A 15603-nucleotide genomic window follows, 5' to 3' on the forward strand; every position below is an offset into this window, starting at 1 on the left:
ACTCTTTTTTCAGCCAGGCCTTCAAGGGCCGGCAGCTTGGCGATGCCTGATCCACTAATAGAAATTGAATCACTGGACATGGAGGCCCGTGGGGTCGGTCACATGCGCAACGAGGACGGCACGCCCGGCAAAGTCGTGTTCGTCGAGGGCGCGTTGCCCGGCGAAACCGTGTCCTATGCCTCCTATCGCCGCAAATCCAAATGGGAAGCCGCCAAGATGACGGCGCTGCACCGCGAGTCGGCGCTGCGGGTGAAGCCGAAATGTCCCTACTTCGGCGTGTGCGGCGGCTGCGCGATGCAGCATATCGAACCATCCGCGCAAGTTGCCGCCAAGCAGCGCGTGCTGGAGGACAACCTCGCGCATATCGGCCGCATCCGCCCGGAAATGGTGTTGCGGCCGGTGCAGGGGCCGACCTGGGAATACCGTTATCGCGCGCGGCTGTCGATCCGCAGGGTCGCAAAGAAGGGCGGCATCCTGGTCGGCTTCCATGAGAAGGGAAAGGGCTTCATCACCGACATGCTGTCCTGCGAGGTCTTGCCGCGCAATGTGTCGGCCATGCTGCCGGCCTTGCGGACGCTGATCGGCTCGCTGGCGGAGCCGGACACATTCCCGCAGCTGGAACTGGCGGTCGGCGAGTACGAAGGCCGGCGCACCACAGTGTTCGTACTACGCAACATGGCCCCGCTGGCGACCGGGGACGAGGATAAGCTGAGGGCATTTGCCGACCGCCACCAGGTCGAATGGTGGCTGCAGCCGGCTGGCCCGGACACCGCCTATCCGTTTTACCCGGCGGTGTCGACGCTGCGTTACACATTGCCGGAATTCGGCATCGAAATGCCGTTCAAACCGACTGATTTCACGCAGGTCAACCACCAGATCAACCGCGTTCTGGTTTCGAGTGCGCTGCGCATGCTGGACCCGCAGCCCGGCGAGCGCATTGCCGACCTGTTCTGCGGGCTCGGCAATTTCACCCTTCCGCTGGCGACCAGGGCGCGCGAAGTGGTCGGCATCGAGGGCAGTGCGACGCTGACCCGGCGCGCCGGCGAGAACGCGATTCACAACGGGCTGGCGGACCGGACCGTATTCCAGACCCGCAACCTGTTCGAGTTGCAGGCGCAGGATCTGGTCGATCTCGGCAGATTCGACCGCTTCCTGATCGATCCGCCCCGCGACGGCGCCGTAGCGGTCTGCGAGGCGCTCGCCGCATTGAAGGACTCTCATCCGGAATTGCGTCCACGGCGCATCGTCTACGTGTCCTGCAGTCCGTCCACACTGGCGCGTGACGCCGGCACGCTGGTGGAAAAGGCTGGCTATGTCTTGCGCAAGGCTGGCGTGGTCAACATGTTCCCGCACACGGCGCACGTGGAGTCGATCGCGATGTTCGATCTGGTCGACTGAGAGCGGCAAGGCGAAAAAAAGCCGGCCCGCAGGCCGGCTTTTTTATTGGTTCCGGGAGTTAATCCCGCTCGCCGCCCATGATGCCGAGCAAGGACAGCAGGTTCACGAAGATGTTGTACAGGTCGAGGTAGATCGCCAGTGTGGCCGAGATGTAGTTGGTCTCGCCGCCATTGAGCACCTGCTGCACGTCGTACAGGATGTAAGCCGAGAAAATTGCGATCGCGATTACCGAAATCGTCATCTGCAAGGCGGGCAGTTGCAGGAAGATGTTGGCAACAGCAGCCAGCAAGATGATCAGCACGCCGGCGAACAGCCATTTGCCCATGCCGCTGAAGTCGCGCTTGGAGACGGTCGCTACGGTCGCCATGATCGCGAAGATCGAGGCAGTGCCGCCGAACGCCGTCATGACCAGCGAGCCGCCGTTGTTGTAGCCAAGCACGTGTCCGATCAGCCGGGAAAGCATCAGGCCCATGAAGAACGTGAAGCCGAGCAGGACGGCTACGCCCAAGCCGGAATGCTTGGTTTTTTCAATTGCGTAGAAGAAACCGAACGCAATTGCCATGAAAATCATGAATCCGATGAACGGACTTCCCGCAAAAAACGAAAATTTGGCCTGTACACCGATCCACGCTCCCAGTACGGTGGGAATCATGGAAAGGGCCAATAGCCAATAGGTATTGCGCAGTACCCGGTGGCGAGCAAGCAGCGATTCGCCGCTTGCGCTGTATGTATGTTGCAGGTTCTGCTCCATGTTGAAACTCTCCTCGATCAGGGGGAAGACGTTGCCAAGAATAACACGACACCGTGGTAGCGCAAGGGGCTTGGGAATAGCTTGTTGCGCCTTTGCGTGTCTTGGATATGGGGTGTTTCGTGCTAAAATCAAAGGTTCCTTGAAATTTCAAGACATCGCCCTAAACCTTTATTTTTATTGGAGTTTTTACAGATGGCCATCGAACGTACCCTGTCAATTATCAAGCCCGATGCAGTCGCAAAAAACGTGATCGGACAGATCTATTCCCGTTTTGAGGGCGCCGGCTTGAAAATCATCGCCGCTCGCATGACCCAGTTGTCGCGCGCCGAAGCAGAAGGCTTCTATGCAGTGCACCGCGAGCGCCCCTTCTTCAAGGACCTGGTTGACTTCATGATTTCCGGCCCGGTGATGGTGCAAGTGCTGGAAGGCGAGGGCGCTGTCCTCAAGAATCGCGACCTGATGGGCGCGACCGATCCGAAGAAGGCTGACAAGGGCACGATCCGCGCCGATTTCGCCGACTCGATCGACGCCAACGCCGTTCACGGTTCCGATGCAGCTGAAACCGCAGCAGTGGAAATCGCCTATTTCTTCCCGGCCCTGAACGTTTATTCCCGCTGATCCTCGCTGATAACAAAGCTGATTACCCAAAACTGATGACCGACGCCCTGACCAATTTGCTGGACCTGGATCCCGCCCAACTTGTCGCTTTCTGCGGCGAGATGGGGGAGAAGCCGTTTCGCGCGAAGCAGTTGCAGCGTTGGATCCATCAGTATGGCGCCAGCGACTTTGCCGAAATGACGGACCTGGCCAAGTCGCTGCGCGAAAAGCTGGCCACGCGCGCCGTGGTGCGGCCGCTGCAGGTGCTGAGCGACCACACGTCGAGCGACGGCACCCGCAAGTGGTTGGTGGATGTCGGCAACGGCAACGCTGTCGAAACCGTGTTCATTCCTGAAGAGACGCGCGGCACGCTGTGCATCTCTACTCAGGCGGGGTGCGCCGTGAACTGCCGCTTCTGCTCTACCGGCAAGCAGGGATTCAGCCGCAACCTGACAAGCGGCGAGATCATCGGCCAGTTGTGGATGGCTGAATTCGCACTGCGAAAAAGCAAGGGCGTGGCTCCAGGACCCAAGGGCGAACGCCAGATCACCAACGTGGTCATGATGGGAATGGGCGAGCCGTTGCTGAACTACGAGCCGACCGTCAAGGCGCTGAAGATCATGCTGGACGATAATGCGTACGGACTGTCGCGCCGGCGCGTGACTTTGTCGACCAGCGGCGTGGTGCCAATGATCGACAAGCTCGGGCTGGACTGCCCGGTTGCGTTGGCGGTGTCGCTGCACGCGTCCAACGATGCCCTGCGCGATTCGCTGATCCCGCTCAACCGCAAATATCCGCTGGCGGACCTGATGGCGGCCTGCCGCCGCTATCTGGAATTCGCGCCGCGTGACTTCATTACTTTTGAATACTGCATGCTGGACGGGGTCAACGACAGTGACCGGCATGCGCGCGAACTGATCGCCTTGGTGCAGTCCCGCCAGAATCCGGTGCCGTGCAAATTCAACCTGATTCCATTCAATCCTTTCCCGGAATCCGGTCTTACCCGTTCTCCCGATCACCGCATCAGGGCTTTCGCCAAGGTGCTGATGGACGCCGGCATCGTCACCACGGTGCGCAAGACGCGCGGCGACGACATCGATGCCGCCTGCGGCCAGTTGGCCGGAGAGGTCCAGGATCGCACCCGCGTTCAGGAGCGCATGCAGAAAATGTCCACATACCAGCAGAAGTACGGCGAGGATTTCGGTCGCATCGTGGAGATCCGGTCGTGATCGCAGCGCGGTTTTACCGCAGCTTGTCAGCCACTGTGCTGGCCGCGCTCCTGCTGGCGCTGCTGGGTGGCTGCGCGACCGATGCTGCGCCGAAAAATGACTTGCCTACCACGTCCGACCAGACCGAGATCCAGCGCCGTGCCCAGATCAGGTTGCAACTGGCCATCGGCTACCTCGAGCAGGGGCAGATGACGACCGCGCTGGACGAAGTCAAGCAGGCGCTCCAGATCGACCCGGCCCTGGCCGACGCCTACAGCGTGCGCGCATTGATTTACATGGAAATGGCGGAAAACCGGCTGGCTGAGGAGAATTTTCAGCAGGCCATGAAACTTGCGCCCGACAATCCCGACCTGGCCAACAACTACGGCTGGTTCCTGTGCCAGACCGGCCGCGCCGACAAGTCGATCCCCTATTTCGAAAAGGCGCTGTCCAACCGGCAGTATTCGTCGCCCTCCAGGGCATTGAATAATGCCGGCATGTGCAGCCTGCGCATGAAGAACATGGCCGAGGCCGAGAAATACCTCGCCCGTGCGTTCCAGTTCGAGCCCGGCAATCCGGACATCAACCTCAGCCTGGCCAAGCTCTACCTGGCCCGCGGCGACCAGCCGCGCGCGCAGTTTTACTCACGCAGGGTGCTTTCGGCGGAGCGGCTGACTGCCGATGTGCTGTGGACGGCGATCAGGGTCGAGCATCGCGGCGGGGACAAGATGGCCGAAGCGGGCTTGGCCAACCAGTTGCGCCGTCGTTTCCCGAATTCGCCGGAATACGCGGCCTACCTACGCGGAGCCTTCGATGAGTGATCCCTCGATGGATAGCAAGGATGAAGTGGCGGCAGCCGAGGAGGCACCGCAGCATCCTCCTGTAATACAGATGCAGCCGGGTGCCCGCCTGGCGGCTCGCCGGCAGGAACTTGGCTGGACGGTTGAGCATGTCGCATCCCGCCTGAACCTGGCGCCGCGCCAGATCGAGGCGATCGAGGCCGGCAATTACGCGGCACTGCCCGGCATGGCGAGCACCCGCGGCTTTATCCGGGCCTACGCCAAGCTGCTCGCGATCGACCCCGCACCGCTGGTATCGGCGTTTGCTGTCGACACCGCACCCCTGGAAGAATCGGCTCCGCTGCGCCGGCCTTTGCCGGCCGCGCCATTTTCGCCCGTGCGGCTGGCGCCGATGAACCGGAACGGCCCATCCCGTACGCTGATCGGGCTGGCGGTCCTGCTGCTGGTGCTGGTTGCCGCTTTTTCTGCCTGGCAGGCAGGCTGGCTGGATACGGTAGCCGATGGTGTAAGCGCTCGTCCGGAGGGCCCGGCCGGCACTGCGGCGACGAGCGGGTCAACAAGTCCTGCGCCGGCTGCTGCTGTGGCGACTCCTGCGGCTCCTGCGGCTCCTGCGGCTCCTGTGGCTCCTGCGGATATTGTGACGTCGCCGCTGCCCCAGGTCGCTCCTGTTGTGCCGGTGGCGCCGGCACCCGCTGCCACGCAGCCGGTGCTGTCCGCGCCGGAGAAGACTGTTGTTGCCGACACTGGCGCGATGAGCGACCAGCGTGCGTTGGTGGTGAAGGCCAGGCAGGATTGCTGGATGGAGGTTCGCAAGTCCGATAAAACCGTGCTGTTCTCCAGGATGATCCGGGCTGGAACAACAGAGCGCGTGGACTTGAGCGGCCCCTTGATTGTCGTGCTGGGCAACGCCAGTGGTGTCGAAGCGATCCTGCGCGGCCAGGCGCTCGATCTGCGCTCGGGCGCGAAGAATAACGTTGCCCGCCTTGAGCTGAAGTGAAGCCGCGACCCTGACAATGCTGTCGTACTACTGCGAACAATTAGAAGATCGGCCAGTTGTTTGCGCGCACAAGCCTTTGGTTGCTGCGCTCCACTGAACCCGGAGAAAACATGTCGATCTCGCCTGAAACCCAACTTTCTGATTCCATGCCATCTGGTCCCGCAGCTTCCGGTCCCTCTGCTCGTCACATGACCCGTCGTGCCGTGATTCGTTACGGCAGCCGCGAGGTCGCGGTCGGCGCCGGCGCGCCGGTGGTGGTGCAGTCGATGACCAATACCGATACGGCCGATGCGATCGGAACCGCGATCCAGGTCAAGGAACTGGCGCGAGCCGGATCGGAACTGGTCCGTATCACGGTCAATACGCCGGAAGCGGCGGCCGCCGTACCGTCGATTCGCGAGCAGCTCGACCGCATGGGCGTCGATGTGCCGCTGGTCGGCGACTTCCACTACAACGGTCATACGCTGCTGAAGGATTTTCCGGAGTGCGCGCAGGCGCTGTCGAAGTACCGGATCAATCCGGGTAATGTCGGCAAGGGCGCCAAACGTGACACGCAGTTCGCCCAGATGATCGAAGCTGCCTGCCGTCATGACAAGCCGGTTCGCATTGGCGTGAACTGGGGCAGCCTGGACCAGGAACTGCTGGCGCGCATCATGGACGAGAATTCGGCCAGGGCGCAGCCATGGTCCTCGCAAGCGGTGATGTATGAAGCACTGGTCACGTCCGCGGTTGAAAATGCGCGGCGGGCAGAGGAGCTCGGCCTGGCGGCCGACCGCATCATCCTGTCCTGCAAGGTATCGGGGGTGCAGGACCTGATTGCGGTCTATCGCGAACTGGCGCGCCGCTGCGACTATCCCTTGCACCTCGGGCTGACCGAAGCGGGAATGGGCAGCAAGGGCATAGTGGCTTCCACCGCAGCGATGGGCGTGCTGTTGCAGGAGGGCATAGGCGACACGATCCGTGTCTCGCTGACGCCGGAACCGGGCGGCGACCGCACCCGGGAAGTGATCGTTGCGCAGGAAATCCTGCAGACCATGGGCTTGCGGAAATTTTCACCGATGGTGATCGCCTGCCCGGGATGCGGACGCACGACGTCGACCGTGTTCCAGGAACTGGCCGACAGCATCCAGACCTATCTGCGCGAGCAGATGCCCGTCTGGAAACTGGCGTATCCGGGCGTGGAGGAAATGAACGTGGCAGTGATGGGCTGCATCGTGAATGGTCCGGGCGAATCGAAACATGCCAACATCGGCATCAGCCTTCCCGGCACCGGCGAAGCGCCGGCTGCGCCGGTTTTCGTGGACGGACAGAAAGCGGTGACGCTGCGCGGCGCCAGCATCGCCCAGGAATTCCAGGACATCGTGCTGAATTACGTGAAGACCCGCTACGGCAGTTAGCCGGCTTCTTTCAATCAATGCAATGGCGCGCTGTGCCGCGCCTTTTCGAACATCGACATGTCAGACAACAAGAAACCGGAAAAATTAGTTGGTATCCGCGGGATGAACGACATCCTGCCGGCAGACGCGCCGCTTTGGGAGTTGTTCGAGAATACGGTGGAGTCGGTCCTGAAAAGTTACGGATTCCAGCAGATCCGCACGCCTATCGTGGAACCTACCGCCCTGTTTTCCCGCGGCCTGGGCGCCGTCACCGACATCGTCGAGAAGGAAATGTATTCCTTCGTTGACTCAATGAATGGCGACCTCCTGACCTTGCGCCCGGAAAGCACCGCCGGCGTGGTGCGCGCGGCGCTGGAGCACAACCTGACCTATGACGGCCCCAAGCGCCTGTGGTACGCCGGGCCGATGTTCCGCCATGAGCGGCCGCAGCGCGGCCGCTACCGCCAGTTCCATCAGGTTGGCGCGGAAGCGATCGGGTTCAGCGGCCCGGATGTCGATGCGGAACTGATCCTGATGTGCCAGCGCCTGTGGGACGATCTCGGCCTGTCCGGTATCCGGCTCGAACTGAACTCGATTGGCAACGCCGACGAGCGCCACCGCCATCGTGCCGACCTGGTCGCCTATTTCGAGCAGAACCGGGAGTTGCTCGACGCCGATGCGACGCGCCGACTCCATTCCAATCCGCTGCGCATCCTCGATACCAAGAACCCTGCCATGCAGGACATGGTCAACGCAGCGCCGAAGCTGGTTGACTACCTGGACGCCGACTCGCTGGCGCATTTCGAAGGCGTGCAGCGCATCCTGCGGCACAACAATATCCCTTTCACCATCAATCCGCGGCTGGTGCGGGGCATGGACTATTACAACCGCACCGTGTTCGAGTGGGTCACCGACCAGCTCGGTTCCCAGGGAACCGTATGCGGCGGCGGCCGCTACGACCCGCTGGTCGAAATGTTCGGCGGCAAGCCGACCCCGGCTTGCGGTTTCGCCATGGGCGTCGAGCGCCTGCTGGAGCTGATGAAGGGGGCAGGGGAGCAGCCCGCCGCCAGCCAGTGCGACGTTTACCTTGTCCATCAGGGCGAAGCGGCACAGATGCAATCCTTTGTGCTGGCAGAGCGTTTGCGCGATGCCGGGCTGGATGTTGTGCTACATTGCGCATCGGCTGGCGGCAGCGGCAGTTTCAAAGCGCAGATGAAGCGGGCTGATGCGAGCGGAGCCGGCTTCGCCGTCATCATCGGCGAGGATGAAGTCGCTGGCGACACGGCCACCGTCAAGATCCTGCGCGGCGAGTCTGCTGAAAACCGGCAGGCGACGGTTCCTTTTTCCAAAGTTGCGGAGTATCTGGTCGATCAGATCGTCGGTGACGACGATCATGGCCATGATCATGGCCACGACCACGGCTCGCACGTTCATTACAAACCCTGAGGGCCCGGAACATGGCATACGATCACGAAGAACAAGAACAACTGGCCACGATGAAAGCGTGGTGGAAACAGTATGGCAATCTGGTCACTTGGGCGCTGATCGTGGCGCTTGCCGCCTACGCCGGCTGGACTGGCTGGTCGGCATGGGAGCGCAACCAGTCGGCGCAGGCGTCCCTGCTCTACGACGAACTGCAGAAAGCGTCAGCAGCCAAGGACAATGCCAAGGTGCAGCGTGTGGCGGCCGACATCCAGGACAAGTTTTCCCGCACGGCCTACGCCCAGATGGGCGCGCTGGTGGCGGCACGCAATGCCTATGATGCCAACGACATGGCCGGCGCCAGGTCCAGGCTGCAATGGGTTGCCGACAAGGGCCGCGATGACGAATTCCGCGTGATTGCCCGCATCCGCCTGGCCGGCTTGCTGGCCGATGAGAAAAAGTTTGACGATGCATTGAAACTGCTCGCCGCCGATGCGCCGGCGCAGTTTGCCAGCGCACTCGCGGACCGCCGGGGCGACGTGCTGGTGGCGCAGCAAAAAATCGAGGATGCCCGCGCTGCTTACCGCACCGCGCTGGAAAAATCCGATCCGAAAAATCCTGCCCGCCAGCTGATCCAGATCAAGCTGGATGCCCTGGGCGGCAGCAGTGACAGCGCCGGCAAGGCCGGCTGATAGCCGGAAAAGAACAAAAAGGGGAAAGAATGCAGGGCAAGCTCAAGGTTCCAGCAGGACTGCTGATGGCGGGCGTGGCAATCGTGCTCGCCGGTTGTTCGACGATGTCGTCGCTGAATCCGTTCGCCAGCAAGCCGGCGCCGCGCAATCCGCCGGCGCCCCTGGCCCAGTTCGAGCAGACCATGGCGGTGCGCACCCTGTGGTCGGCTTCGATCGGCGCTGCCGGCGATTCCGCGCTCAAACCCGCCGCTGGCGCCGGTTCAGTCTATGCCGCTGCCGCTGACGGCACAGTTGCCCGCTACGACGCGGCGAGCGGAGGCGCAGTATGGCGTATCTCCGCAGGCACCCGGCTGACGGCCGGCGTTGGCACTGATGGCGAGACCATCGCAGTCGGCTCGCGCGACGGATCCCTGCTTGCCTATGACAATACCGGCAAGCTGCGCTGGAAAGCGCAACTGAGCAGCGAAATCCTGAGCGCCCCCGCAGTAGGCGAGGGCGTGGTTGTCGTGCGCAGCCTGGACAACCGGATCTCGGCCTACGAAATCGCCAGCGGCAAGCGCCGCTGGACCTTGCAACGCACTGCGCCGCCGCTGACGCTGCGGGCAGCCCCAGGCATCGTGATCGCCTCAGGTACTGCCTTCGTGGCACTGCCAGGTGGCCGCCTGCTGGCGCTGGCCCTGTCGAACGGCGGGCCGCGCTGGGAAGGAAGCATCGGCGAGCCGCGCGGCGCCACCGAACTTGAGCGCATCGCCGACGTTTCCGGCGCTCCGGTGGTGAGCGGGCGCGAAGTCTGTGCGGTTGCCTACCAGGGGCGCGTGGGCTGCCTTGATGTGGCCAACGGCAATGGCCGCTGGAACCGGCCCTTGTCGAGCACGGTCGGACTGGCTGTCGACGAGCGCTTCGTGTTCGGCGTTGATGACAAGAGCGTCGTCAATGCCTACACCCGCGATTCTGGCGGCAGCGTATGGCGCAACAACAAATTGCAGAACCGCGACCTCACCGCGCCGGTATCCATCGGGCGCGCGGTCGCAGTCGGTGACATGGAAGGCTACGTCCATTTCCTTTCCCGCGAGGAGGGTGCTTTCCTCGCCCGTATCACCAGCGACGGCAGTCCGGTCGCCGGCATGATCCTGGTAGGGGATAACCTCGTCGTCCAAACCCGGGGCGGTGCGTTGCTTGCGCTGTCCACAAAATAGCTAGAAGCAACTTAAATGAAGCCGGTAATTGCCATCGTTGGCCGACCAAACGTCGGCAAATCCACGCTGTTCAATCGGCTCACCCGTTCGCGCGACGCATTGGTTGCGGATATGCCCGGACTCACCCGGGATCGACACTACGGCGAAGGCCGGATCGGCGAACGGCCGTTCCTGGTCATTGATACCGGCGGCTTCGAGCCGGTTGCCAAGGAAGGCATCCTGCACGAGATGGCCAAGCAGACGCGGCAGGCTGTCGCCGAAGCAGACGTCGTCATGTTCATCGTCGATGGCCGCCAGGGCTTGACCCCGCATGACAAGACCATCACCGATTTCCTGCGCAAGTCCGGTCGTGAGGTGATGCTGGTCGTTAACAAGTCCGAGGGCATGCGCTACACCGCTGTCACGGCGGAGTTTTACGAGTTGGGCCTTGGTGATCCTTACGTGATTTCCGCGGCGCATGGCGACGGCGTGATGGACCTGGTCGACGTGGCACTCGACCAGGTGGAAGCAGCGCACGCGGGCGCCACCGAAGAACCAGAGGCGCAGGCCGAACGCGGCGTGCGCATCGCCATCGTCGGCCGGCCCAACGTCGGCAAGTCGACCCTGGTCAATGCCCTGCTCGGCGAGGAGCGCGTGATTGCGTTCGACATGCCCGGCACCACCCGCGATTCAATCGAAATTCCTTTCGAGCGCGATGGCCGGCACTATACGCTGATCGACACCGCCGGCATACGCAAGCGCGGGAAGGTGTTCGAGGCGATCGAAAAGTTTTCGGTTGTGAAGACCCTGCAGTCGATCTCCGAAGCCAATGTCGTGGTCCTGCTGCTCGATGCGCAGCAGGATATTTCGGAGCAGGATGCGCATATCGGCGGATTCATCCTCGAGAGCGGCCGGGCGCTGGTGGTCGGCGTCAACAAATGGGATGGACTGACCAGTTCCCGTCGCGACGAGATCAAGAACGACATCGACCGCAAGCTCGGCTTCCTGACCTTTGCGAAGTTCCACTACATCTCGGCACAGAAAGGCACGGGCATCGGACTGTTGCTGAAGTCGGTCGATGCTGCGTACAAGGCGGCGATGACCAAGATACCGACGCCCAAGCTGACGCGTGCGCTGGCGGAAGCAGTCGAGCATCAGCAGCCGCGCCGCAAGGGCTCGATCCGGCCCAAGATGCGCTACGCGCACCAGGGCGGCCAGAACCCGCCGATCATCGTCATCCACGGCAATTCGCTCGACAGCATCGATGACAATTACAAGCGATTCCTGGAAAAGCATTTCCGCGATACGTTCGCGCTGGCCGGCACACCGCTGCGCATAGAATTCCGTTCGGGGAAAAATCCGTTCAGCCGCGAAGAGCGGTAGCAATACTTGCGATACTTGCGCTTTCTTTGGCAAGAACGATGAAAATCGTTTACAGTCGTTTGGCAATCATGCGGCGCAGCACTTGAAATGCCGCCGGTTGCCGCCACCTCCTATCACAACAACACAATGGAGTTTCCATGAGTAATAAAGGGCAATTGTTACAAGACCCGTTCCTGAATGCCTTGCGCAAGGAACACATTCCGGTCTCCATCTACCTCGTCAACGGCATCAAATTGCAGGGTCATGTCGAATCCTTCGACCAGTATGTCGTGCTGCTGCGTAATACCGTCACCCAGATGGTCTACAAGCATGCAATTTCGACGGTGGTGCCGGCCCGTGCCGTGAATCTCAGTCAGGAAGCGGACACCGAGTAGGACCGTCCGCGCAAAATTTGACAACGAGTAACACCATGCGTGCAGCCCTGGTCGGAGTCGACTTCGGCAAGGGCGACTTCGCGGCCAGCCTCGAAGAACTGTCGCTGCTGTCCCGGACTGCCGGTGCGGAGCCCATCACTACCGTGACGGGGCGCCGTGGCAGTCCGGACGCAGCGCTTTTCGTCGGATCCGGCAAGGCCGAGGAGATCGCGCAGGCGGTCGCTGACCTCGATCTCGAGATCGTCATCTTCGATCATGCGCTCAGTCCGGCGCAGCAGCGCAATCTCGAACGCTTGCTGAAGGTCAGGGTAGTCGACCGCACCAGCCTCATCCTGGATATTTTCGCGCAGCGCGCGCAAAGCCACGAAGGCAAGGTGCAAGTCGAACTGGCCCAGCTGCAGCACCTTGCCACCCGGCTGGTGCGGGGCTGGACTCACCTTGAACGACAGAAGGGCGGTATCGGCCTGCGCGGCCCCGGCGAGACGCAGTTGGAAACTGACCGCCGCCTGCTTGGCGAACGGGTCAAGTCCCTGCGCGCCAAGCTGGGCAAGCTGCACAAGCAGCGGGTCACGCAACGTCGTGCCCGCAGCCGCAACAGCTCGTTTTCAGTATCGCTCGTCGGTTATACCAACGCGGGTAAATCCACACTGTTCAACAACCTGACCAAAGCCGGCGTGTATGCGGCCGATCAGTTGTTTGCGACACTCGACACGACTTCGCGCAGGGTCTACATGGGCGAAGTCGGCAATGTCGTGGTATCCGATACGGTGGGATTCATCCGCGACCTGCCGCACCAGCTGGTCGCGGCTTTTCGCGCTACCCTCGAAGAAACGATCCATGCGGATCTGCTGCTGCACGTGGTCGATGCGGCCAGCCCGGCCCGGCTGGAGCAGATCGGGCAGGTCAACGAGGTGCTGAAGGAAATCGGTGCAGACCACATCCCGCAGATACTGGTCTATAACAAGATCGACCTGGCCGGTCTCGAACCGGCTTTGGAGCGTGACGAATATGATAAAATCCGGCGGGTTTTCATTAGCGCCCAGACCGGTTCCGGCGTTGATTTGCTGAGGCAGGCCGTTGCCGAATATGCCGCGACGGCGCAGGGCGAACACTCCATCGAGCAGGAACAGGAGCACGATCGCCCCGAGGCGAGGCACTGATTCGATTGGCTTTCAAAACCCAAATAACTTCAAGCGGATCGCAAACAGAATGCTCGTTTCCCTGATCAAAAAATTTGGACTGAAATTCTCGCTGAACGATCCGCGATGGGGACGAGGTTCCCAGGACGACGACAAGCAGAATCAGAACCAGGGCGGCCGGCGGCCGCAAGACGGCCCGCCTGACCTGGACCAACTCTGGCGCGACTTCAACCAGCGCCTGAATCGCCTGTTTGGCAACAAGGGCGGCGGCAGTGGCGACGGCGGCGGCAACGGCGGCTTCAAGGCCGAGATGCGCGGTGCCGGCATTGGCGCGGGCGTACTCGCTGTCATCGTGCTGTTCCTGTGGCTGGTGAGCGGATTCTTCATTGTCCAGGAAGGCCAGACCGGCGTGGTCATGACCTTTGGCCGCTACAGCCACATGACGCCGGCCGGTTTCAACTGGCGTTGGCCTTATCCGGTCCAGGCCCACGAAATCGTCAACGTATCGCAGGTACGGACTGTGGAAGTTGGTTATCGCACCAACGTGCGTAACAAGCAGGCGAAAGAATCGCTGATGCTTACCGACGATGAAAACATCATCGATATCCAGTTCGCCGTGCAGTACAAGCTCAAGAACGCGTCCGACTGGGTGTTCAACAATCGCGACCAGGAAGAGATGATCAAGCAGGTTGCCGAGACCTCGATCCGCGAAATCGTTGGCAAGAGCAAGATGGATTTCGTCCTGTACGAAGGCCGCGAGAAAGTCGCATTCGAGACCAGCCAGCTGATGCAGCAGATCGTCGATCGTTACCGGTCCGGCGTGCAGATCACCAATGTGACCATGCAGGGAGTACAGCCGCCCGAACAGGTACAGGCTGCATTTGACGATGCGGTGCGTGCCGGGCAGGATCGCGAGCGCCAGAAAAATGAAGGACAGGCCTACGCCAACGACGTGATTCCGAAAGCGCGCGGCGCAGCGTCCCGCCTGCAGCAGGAATCTGAAGCCTACCGCTCCCGCGTGGTAGCCACTGCCCAAGGCGATGCAAACCGCTTCAAGCACGTTCTGGTTGAATACCAGAAAGCGCCGGCGGTTACCCGCGACCGCCTTTACCTCGAAACCATGCAGCAGATATTTTCCAATACCGCCAAGGTCATGGTTGATGCGCGCAGCGGCAGCAATCTGCTCTATTTGCCGCTGGACAAGCTGATTGCCCAGACTGCGGCCGATAGCGCGTCGGGCAAGCCTGCAGCCGCGGCTGGCCAGGCAGCGGCTGGCCAGGCAGCGCCTGTACCTGCGCCGGAGGCGCCGGCAGAGGCAACCCGTCCGGCGACTTCCCGCAGCCGTGATGCACGTGACCGGGAGGCACGCTGATGAACCGTATTTTCTCCTATGCGATTGCGGGCCTGATCCTGCTGTCGATCGCTTTCTCCACCCTGTTCGTCGTCGACCAGCGCCGTTATGCGATCGTGTTCGCGCTGGGTGAAGTCAAGCAGGTGATCAGCGAACCGGGGCTGCACTTCAAGTTGCCGCCGCCGTTCCAGAACGTCATCTTCCTCGACAAGCGCATCCTTACGCTCGATTCGCCGGAAGCGGACCGGTTCATCACGGCCGAAAAGAAGAACATCCTGGTGGATGCCTTCGTCAAATACCAGATCATTGATCCGCGCCTTTTCTTCATCAGCTTCGGCGGTGACGAACGCCGTGCCCACGACCGCATGGCGCAGACGGTCAAGGCCGCGCTGAACGAGGAAATCACCAAGCGCACAGTGCGCGAGGTAATCTCCGGCGAACGCGGCAAGGTCATGGATGCGATTCGCGTGAAGGTGGCTGAAGAAGCGAAGCAGATCGGTGTCGGCATCGTCGACGTGCGCCTCAAGCGGGTTGACTATGTGGAGCAGATCAACGCCTCCGTCTACGACCGCATGAAGGCGGAGCGTACCCGTGTTGCCAATGAGTTACGCTCGACAGGCTCGGCAGAATCGGAGAAAATCCGCGCTGACGCCGACCGCCAGCGCACCGTCATCCTGGCCGAAGCCTATCGCGATGCGGAGAACGTGCGCGGCGAAGGTGACGCCAAGGCAACCCAGATCTACAGCCAGGCTTTCGGCCAGAGTCCGGAGTTTTACCGGTTCTACCGTAGTCTGGAAGCGTATCGTGCCAGCTTCAAGAGTCGCAGCGACGTGATGGTGCTTGATCCGAGTTCGGAATTTTTCAGGTACTTCAAGGCGCCGGGCGTATCTTCGGCCGGGCCTGCCAAGTCACCGGCACCGCCCGCCAAGAAGTAGCGGCT

General features: G+C 61.7%; 15 protein-coding genes. 14 read left to right on the forward strand and 1 reads right to left on the reverse strand.

The window, feature by feature from the left end:
* Nucleotides 1-42: 42 nt before the first annotated feature.
* Nucleotides 43-1398, forward strand: a complete 1356-nt coding sequence (gene rlmD / locus FVE66_RS11710; RefSeq protein ID WP_151447600.1) for a 23S rRNA (uracil(1939)-C(5))-methyltransferase RlmD — start codon at nt 43-45, stop codon at nt 1396-1398.
* Nucleotides 1399-1456: 58 nt separating this feature from the next.
* Here the strand turns inward: rlmD and FVE66_RS11715 are convergent, their stop codons facing one another.
* On the reverse strand, nt 1457-2149 hold the full coding sequence (locus tag FVE66_RS11715; protein WP_151447601.1) for a Bax inhibitor-1/YccA family protein: 693 nt from the start codon (nt 2147-2149) through the stop codon (nt 1457-1459).
* Between the two features lie 192 nt (nt 2150-2341).
* Between FVE66_RS11715 and ndk the strand changes: the two genes are divergently transcribed.
* From ndk to hflC, 13 genes are all read left to right on the forward strand, one after another.
* Nucleotides 2342-2767, forward strand: coding sequence for a nucleoside-diphosphate kinase (ndk, locus tag FVE66_RS11720; protein WP_151447602.1), 426 nt, complete (start codon nt 2342-2344; stop codon nt 2765-2767).
* Nucleotides 2768-2802: 35 nt separating this feature from the next.
* Complete coding sequence (gene rlmN / locus FVE66_RS11725; protein WP_151447603.1) at nt 2803-3975, forward strand: dual-specificity RNA methyltransferase RlmN; 1173 nt, start codon at nt 2803-2805, stop codon at nt 3973-3975.
* Nucleotides 3972-4775: a type IV pilus biogenesis/stability protein PilW gene (gene pilW / locus FVE66_RS11730; RefSeq protein ID WP_241673181.1), complete on the forward strand. Its 804-nt coding sequence runs from the start codon at nt 3972-3974 to the stop codon at nt 4773-4775. Before rlmN ends, pilW begins: the two co-directional genes overlap by 4 nt.
* On the forward strand, nt 4768-5751 hold the full coding sequence (locus FVE66_RS11735; RefSeq protein WP_151447604.1) for a helix-turn-helix domain-containing protein: 984 nt from the start codon (nt 4768-4770) through the stop codon (nt 5749-5751). Before pilW ends, FVE66_RS11735 begins: the two co-directional genes overlap by 8 nt.
* 146 nt (nt 5752-5897) lie before the next feature.
* Nucleotides 5898-7148, forward strand: coding sequence for a flavodoxin-dependent (E)-4-hydroxy-3-methylbut-2-enyl-diphosphate synthase (ispG, locus tag FVE66_RS11740; protein WP_151447744.1), 1251 nt, complete (start codon nt 5898-5900; stop codon nt 7146-7148).
* A gap of 57 nt (nt 7149-7205) precedes the next feature.
* Nucleotides 7206-8573, forward strand: a complete 1368-nt coding sequence (gene hisS, locus FVE66_RS11745) for a histidine--tRNA ligase (RefSeq protein ID WP_151447605.1) — start codon at nt 7206-7208, stop codon at nt 8571-8573.
* An 11-nt stretch (nt 8574-8584) separates the two neighbouring features.
* Entirely contained in the window at nt 8585-9241 is a 657-nt protein-coding gene (locus FVE66_RS11750; RefSeq protein WP_151447606.1) for a YfgM family protein, read from the forward strand.
* A gap of 29 nt (nt 9242-9270) precedes the next feature.
* Nucleotides 9271-10437, forward strand: a complete 1167-nt coding sequence (gene bamB, locus FVE66_RS11755; protein ID WP_151447607.1) for an outer membrane protein assembly factor BamB — start codon at nt 9271-9273, stop codon at nt 10435-10437.
* 15 nt (nt 10438-10452) lie between these two features.
* Entirely contained in the window at nt 10453-11799 is a 1347-nt protein-coding gene (gene der, locus FVE66_RS11760) for a ribosome biogenesis GTPase Der (protein ID WP_151447608.1), read from the forward strand.
* A 137-nt stretch (nt 11800-11936) separates the two neighbouring features.
* Entirely contained in the window at nt 11937-12173 is a 237-nt protein-coding gene (gene hfq / locus FVE66_RS11765) for an RNA chaperone Hfq (protein ID WP_151447609.1), read from the forward strand.
* 35 nt (nt 12174-12208) lie between these two features.
* Complete coding sequence (hflX, locus tag FVE66_RS11770; RefSeq protein WP_151447610.1) at nt 12209-13333, forward strand: GTPase HflX; 1125 nt, start codon at nt 12209-12211, stop codon at nt 13331-13333.
* Nucleotides 13334-13382: 49 nt separating this feature from the next.
* On the forward strand, nt 13383-14684 hold the full coding sequence (gene hflK, locus FVE66_RS11775) for an FtsH protease activity modulator HflK (RefSeq protein ID WP_151447611.1): 1302 nt from the start codon (nt 13383-13385) through the stop codon (nt 14682-14684).
* The gene (gene hflC / locus FVE66_RS11780) at nt 14684-15598 is read left to right on the forward strand and encodes a protease modulator HflC (protein WP_151447612.1); all 915 of its coding nucleotides are present in this window, start codon (nt 14684-14686) and stop codon (nt 15596-15598) included. Before hflK ends, hflC begins: the two co-directional genes overlap by 1 nt.
* Nucleotides 15599-15603 lie beyond the last annotated feature (5 nt).

It is taken from the genome of Lacisediminimonas profundi (assembly GCF_008831265.1).
In the GTDB taxonomy this organism is placed as follows: domain Bacteria; phylum Pseudomonadota; class Gammaproteobacteria; order Burkholderiales; family Burkholderiaceae_D; genus Lacisediminimonas; species Lacisediminimonas profundi.

Excerpts from the sequence above, each read along its gene's own strand:
- rlmN (WP_151447603.1), top strand. The coding sequence starts at position 2,803 with ATGACCGACGCCCTGACCAATTTGCTGGACCTGGATCCCGCCCAACTT.
- hflC (WP_151447612.1), top strand. The coding sequence starts at position 14,684 with ATGAACCGTATTTTCTCCTATGCGATTGCGGGCCTGATCCTGCTGTCG.
- FVE66_RS11750 (WP_151447606.1), top strand. The coding sequence starts at position 8,585 with ATGGCATACGATCACGAAGAACAAGAACAACTGGCCACGATGAAAGCG.
- hisS (WP_151447605.1), top strand. The coding sequence starts at position 7,206 with ATGTCAGACAACAAGAAACCGGAAAAATTAGTTGGTATCCGCGGGATG.
- der (WP_151447608.1), top strand. The coding sequence starts at position 10,453 with ATGAAGCCGGTAATTGCCATCGTTGGCCGACCAAACGTCGGCAAATCC.
- ispG (WP_151447744.1), top strand. The coding sequence starts at position 5,898 with ATGCCATCTGGTCCCGCAGCTTCCGGTCCCTCTGCTCGTCACATGACC.
- rlmD (WP_151447600.1), top strand. The coding sequence starts at position 43 with ATGCCTGATCCACTAATAGAAATTGAATCACTGGACATGGAGGCCCGT.
- FVE66_RS11735 (WP_151447604.1), top strand. The coding sequence starts at position 4,768 with ATGAGTGATCCCTCGATGGATAGCAAGGATGAAGTGGCGGCAGCCGAG.
- FVE66_RS11715 (WP_151447601.1), bottom strand. The coding sequence starts at position 2,149 with ATGGAGCAGAACCTGCAACATACATACAGCGCAAGCGGCGAATCGCTG.
- hflX (WP_151447610.1), top strand. The coding sequence starts at position 12,209 with ATGCGTGCAGCCCTGGTCGGAGTCGACTTCGGCAAGGGCGACTTCGCG.
- hfq (WP_151447609.1), top strand. The coding sequence starts at position 11,937 with ATGAGTAATAAAGGGCAATTGTTACAAGACCCGTTCCTGAATGCCTTG.
- ndk (WP_151447602.1), top strand. The coding sequence starts at position 2,342 with ATGGCCATCGAACGTACCCTGTCAATTATCAAGCCCGATGCAGTCGCA.
- bamB (WP_151447607.1), top strand. The coding sequence starts at position 9,271 with ATGCAGGGCAAGCTCAAGGTTCCAGCAGGACTGCTGATGGCGGGCGTG.
- hflK (WP_151447611.1), top strand. The coding sequence starts at position 13,383 with ATGCTCGTTTCCCTGATCAAAAAATTTGGACTGAAATTCTCGCTGAAC.